The sequence below is a fragment of the Paraburkholderia sp. genome (genome assembly GCF_036488505.1).
Classification (GTDB): domain Bacteria; phylum Pseudomonadota; class Gammaproteobacteria; order Burkholderiales; family Burkholderiaceae; genus Paraburkholderia.
Genome location: NZ_DASXHN010000054.1, coordinates 1 through 4,299, shown reverse-complemented (window position 1 = coordinate 4,299; position 4,299 = coordinate 1). Strand labels below are relative to the sequence as shown.

Below are 4,299 nucleotides of genomic sequence, written 5' to 3'. Positions count from 1 at the left end.
TCCGGTCCGCGCGATCGACTTCTCGCCGGCCGCCGTGGCAGCGGCGCGTGAACAACTGGGCGCCCGCCACGCGCAACTCGTCGAGCAGGCGGATTTCTTCACTTATGAGCCGCCATTCGCGCCAGGATGGATTTACGAGCGCGCGTTTTTCTGTGCGCTGCCGCCCGCGCGCCGCGGCGACTATGTGCAACGGATGACCGAGCTCTTGCCGCCCGGCGCATTGCTCGCGGGCTTCTTTTTTATCGGCGCAACGCAGAAGGGGCCGCCGTTCGGTACAGAGCGTGCTGAACTCGACACGCTGTTCACACCGCACTTCGATCTGCTCGAAGACGTGGCGGTGGCCGATTCGATCGCTGTCTTCACTGGACGTGAGCGCTGGCTCACCTGGCGGCGCCGTGCGTAACGGCGAGGTTCATGCGGCGCGGTTCATGCCGCAGCCATTCGCACGTCGCGATACGCCGGTTGCCCTTGACAGCGTGGACGGGCATCCCCATTTGGCGCGCAGGCGATCGCGTCGCGCGTTCGCCCCCCGGGAAATCCGCGGGAACGGGCATCGTTTGCGGCTATAATTCAAGGCTTTGCAAGCGTTTACAAGACTAGTAGGGATTTGGAGTAGGAAAAGCATCATGCCGATCTACGCTTATCGTTGCGGGTCATGCGGCTTCGGGAAGGACGTGCTCCAGAAGATGAGCGACCCCCAGTTGACGCAGTGTCCCGAGTGCGGAAAAGACACCTTTAGCAAGCAGCTCACCGCCGCTGGCTTCCAGTTGAAAGGCTCCGGCTGGTACGTGACCGATTTCCGTGGCGGAAGTGGTGGCGCGAGCGACCCGGCCAAGCCGGAAGCGAAATCCGAGACCGCGCCGGCCGCTGCGCCGGCCAGTGCGGCCGCGCCGGCGGCCACGCCCGCTGCTCCGGCCGCCACCCCGGACGCGAGCGGTTCCGGCAGCGCCTAGTGGGACTGCCGCCCTCGCGGGCGGCGCATCTACCGCGCGTCGGGCTTCGGCCCGCGCGGCTTTCTGGCGGTACACATGACGACGAAAAAAACGACGCTCAAATCAGTGTTTCTGACCGGCCTGCTGGTGCTGGTGCCTCTGGCCATCACGCTGTGGGTGCTCGGTCTGATCATCGGCACGATGGACCAGACGCTGTTGCTGCTGCCCAGCTCCTGGCAGCCCGAACGCGCAATCGGCTATCGCCTGCCCGGTCTGGGCGCGGTGCTCACGCTCGCGTTTATCTTTGTCGTCGGGCTGTTGACGCAGAACTTCGTTGGGCAGAAGCTCGTCAAGTGGTGGGAATTGCTGGTCGCGCACATTCCGGTCGTCGGCCCGCTTTACACGAGCGTCAAACAGGTCTCCGACACGCTGCTGTCGAGCAGCGGTAATGCATTCCGCAAGGCGCTGCTGATCGAATACCCGCGCCGCGGGTCCTATACGATCGCGTTCCTGACCGGCATTCCGGGCGGCGACGTGGTCAATCACCTGAAAGAAGACTACGTTAGCGTGTATGTGCCGACTACGCCGAACCCCACGTCGGGCTTCTTCCTGATGGTGCCGAAAAGCGAAGTGGTCGAGCTCGACATGACGGTCGACGCTGCGCTCAAGTACATCGTGTCGATGGGCGTCGTGGCGCCGTCCGCGCCGACGCCGGCACCGGTGCGCCGCACCACCGTCGAGCCTCCGCTGTAATGCCGGCGCAACGCCTGATGCAGGATCGTCTGCGGCGTGCCGTTCAACCAATGCAAAACGAAAGACAAACACCATGTCGATGAGATCTGAATACTGCGGTCTGGTGACCGAAGAACTGCTAGGCCAATCCGTGTCGCTGTGCGGCTGGGTAAGCCGCCGCCGCGACCATGGCGGCGTCATCTTCATCGACCTGCGCGATCGCGAAGGGCTCGTCCAGGTCGTCTGCGACCCGGATCGCGCGGACATGTTCAGGGTCGCTGAAGGCGTGCGCAACGAGTTCTGTGTGCAGGTCAAGGGTATCGTGCGTAGCCGTCCGGAAGGCACGACCAATGCGACGCTGAAAAGCGGCAAGATCGAAGTGCTGTGCCACGAGCTGATCGTGCTGAACGCGTCGATCACGCCGCCGTTCCAGCTCGACGACGACAACCTGTCGGAGACCACGCGTCTCACGCATCGCGTGCTCGATCTGCGTCGTCCGCAGATGCAGCACAACCTGCGTCTGCGCTACCGCGTCGCGATCGAAGTGCGCAAGTACCTCGACGAGCAGGGCTTCATCGATATCGAAACGCCGATGCTGACGAAGAGCACGCCGGAAGGCGCGCGCGACTACCTGGTGCCGTCGCGTACCAACCCGGGCCAGTTTTTCGCGCTGCCGCAGTCGCCGCAGCTGTTCAAGCAGCTGCTGATGGTCGCGAACTTCGATCGCTACTACCAGATCACCAAGTGCTTCCGCGACGAAGACCTGCGCGCCGACCGTCAGCCGGAATTCACGCAGATCGACTGCGAAACCTCGTTCCTGTCGGAGCAGGAAATTCGCGATCTGTTCGAGGCGATGATCCGTCACGTGTTCAACACGACGATCGGGGTCGCGCTCGACGACAAATTCCCAGTAATGGAATACGCGGAAGCCATGCGCCGCTTCGGTTCGGACAAGCCGGACCTGCGCGTAAAGCTGGAATTCACCGAGTTGACCGACGCAATGCGCGACGTCGACTTCAAGGTGTTCAGCACGCCGGCCAACACGAAGGACGGCCGCGTTGCAGCGCTGCGCGTACCGAAGGGCGGCGAGCTCTCGCGCGGCGACATCGACAGCTACACCGAATTCGTGCGCATCTACGGCGCCAAGGGTCTTGCGTGGGTCAAGGTCAACGAAGCCGCTAAGGGCCGTGACGGTCTGCAAAGCCCGATCGTCAAGAATCTGCATGACGAAGCGCTGAAGGCGATCATCGAGCGCACCGGCGCGCAAGACGGCGACATCATCTTCTTCGCGGCGGATCGCGCGAAGGTCGTGAACGACAGCCTCGGCGCGCTGCGTCTAAAGATCGGTCATTCGGAATTCGGCAAGGCCAACGGTCTGGTCGAGTCCGGCTGGAAGCCGCTGTGGGTCGTCGACTTCCCGATGTTCGAATACGACGAGGAAGACAACCGCTACGTCGCCGCGCATCACCCGTTCACGAGCCCGAAAGATGAACACCTCGAGTACCTCGAAACGGATCCGGGCCGCTGCCTCGCGAAGGCCTACGACATGGTGCTCAACGGCTGGGAAATCGGCGGCGGCTCGGTGCGTATCCATCGCGAGGAAGTGCAGAGCAAGGTCTTCCGTGCGCTGAAGATCAACGCCGAAGAAGCCCAGGCCAAGTTCGGTTTCCTGCTCGACGCGCTGCAATACGGTGCGCCGCCGCACGGCGGTATCGCGTTCGGTCTGGACCGTATCGTCACGATGATGGCCGGTGCCGACTCGATTCGCGACGTGATTGCGTTCCCGAAGACGCAACGCGCGCAGGATCTGCTTACGCAAGCGCCGAGCGAAGTCGACGAGCGTCAACTGCGCGAACTGCATATCCGTCTGCGTACGCCGGAACCGAAGGCCTAAAGCCGGGGCCGCTGCGCGCGGCCTAACGGTGGGCCGCGACTTGGACCGCACAGGCGGTTGCCCATGTGGTCCGGAAACGCTGCCCCCGCTTGCAGTTCGGGCCATCCTCGTGAACGGCGACGGTGGCAAGAGAGTTGCAGAACGGCCACAGCCGGCCGCAAAAACCGCCAGGAGACAAGCAAAAAGGCGCTGAGGTGAACTTCACCTCAGCGCCTTTTTTGCTTTTTGCGTTACAGTGAACGCACCGCTTTTCAGACCCTTTCGACCGTCATCCGACATGTACCGCGCGCGCGCCGCGCCTAGTTGAGCCATGCCGAAACCGCCGAAAATTCCGCAATCCGTGCTCGTCGTCATCCATACGCCCGCGCTCGACGTGCTGTTGCTCGAACGCGCCGACCATGTCGGGTTCTGGCAGTCGGTGACCGGTTCGAAGGACCGGCTCGACGAACCGCTCGCCGACACGGCGGTACGCGAGGTCGGCGAGGAAACCGGCATCATGATCGGCGGCGCGCTGGTGCCGCGAGGCGCACTGTTCGACTGGCAATATTCGATCGAATACGAGATCTATCCGGAATTCCGCCATCGCTATGCCGAAGGCGTGATCCACAACACCGAGCATTGGTTCAGCCTGGAAGTGCCCGAACAGCTCGAAGTGACGCTCGCGCCGCGCGAACACACCGCGTTCCTGTGGTTGCCGTATGAAGAGGCGGCGTCGCGCTGCTTTTCATCGTCGAATGCGGA

The 4,299-nt window shown here is 63.1% G+C and carries 4 protein-coding genes and 1 pseudogene; all 5 read left to right on the top strand.

Annotated elements, in window-relative coordinates:
• Positions 1–403: pseudogene (locus tag VGH68_RS03235) on the top strand (thiopurine S-methyltransferase); the annotation flags it as partial.
• Positions 404–626: 223 nt separating this feature from the next.
• The gene (locus VGH68_RS03230; protein ID WP_331602062.1) at positions 627–953 is read left to right on the top strand and encodes an FmdB family zinc ribbon protein; all 327 of its coding nucleotides are present in this window, start codon (positions 627–629) and stop codon (positions 951–953) included.
• Positions 954–1,028: 75 nt separating this feature from the next.
• Positions 1,029–1,685 (top strand): DUF502 domain-containing protein, encoded by a 657-nt coding sequence (locus VGH68_RS03225; RefSeq protein ID WP_331602061.1) that lies wholly within the window; start codon positions 1,029–1,031, stop codon positions 1,683–1,685.
• Between the two features lie 73 nt (positions 1,686–1,758).
• On the top strand, positions 1,759–3,558 hold the full coding sequence (gene aspS / locus VGH68_RS03220; RefSeq protein ID WP_331602060.1) for an aspartate--tRNA ligase: 1,800 nt from the start codon (positions 1,759–1,761) through the stop codon (positions 3,556–3,558).
• Between the two features lie 310 nt (positions 3,559–3,868).
• On the top strand, positions 3,869–4,299 hold a 431-nt coding region (nudB, locus tag VGH68_RS03215; RefSeq protein ID WP_331602059.1), incomplete at its 3' end, for a dihydroneopterin triphosphate diphosphatase.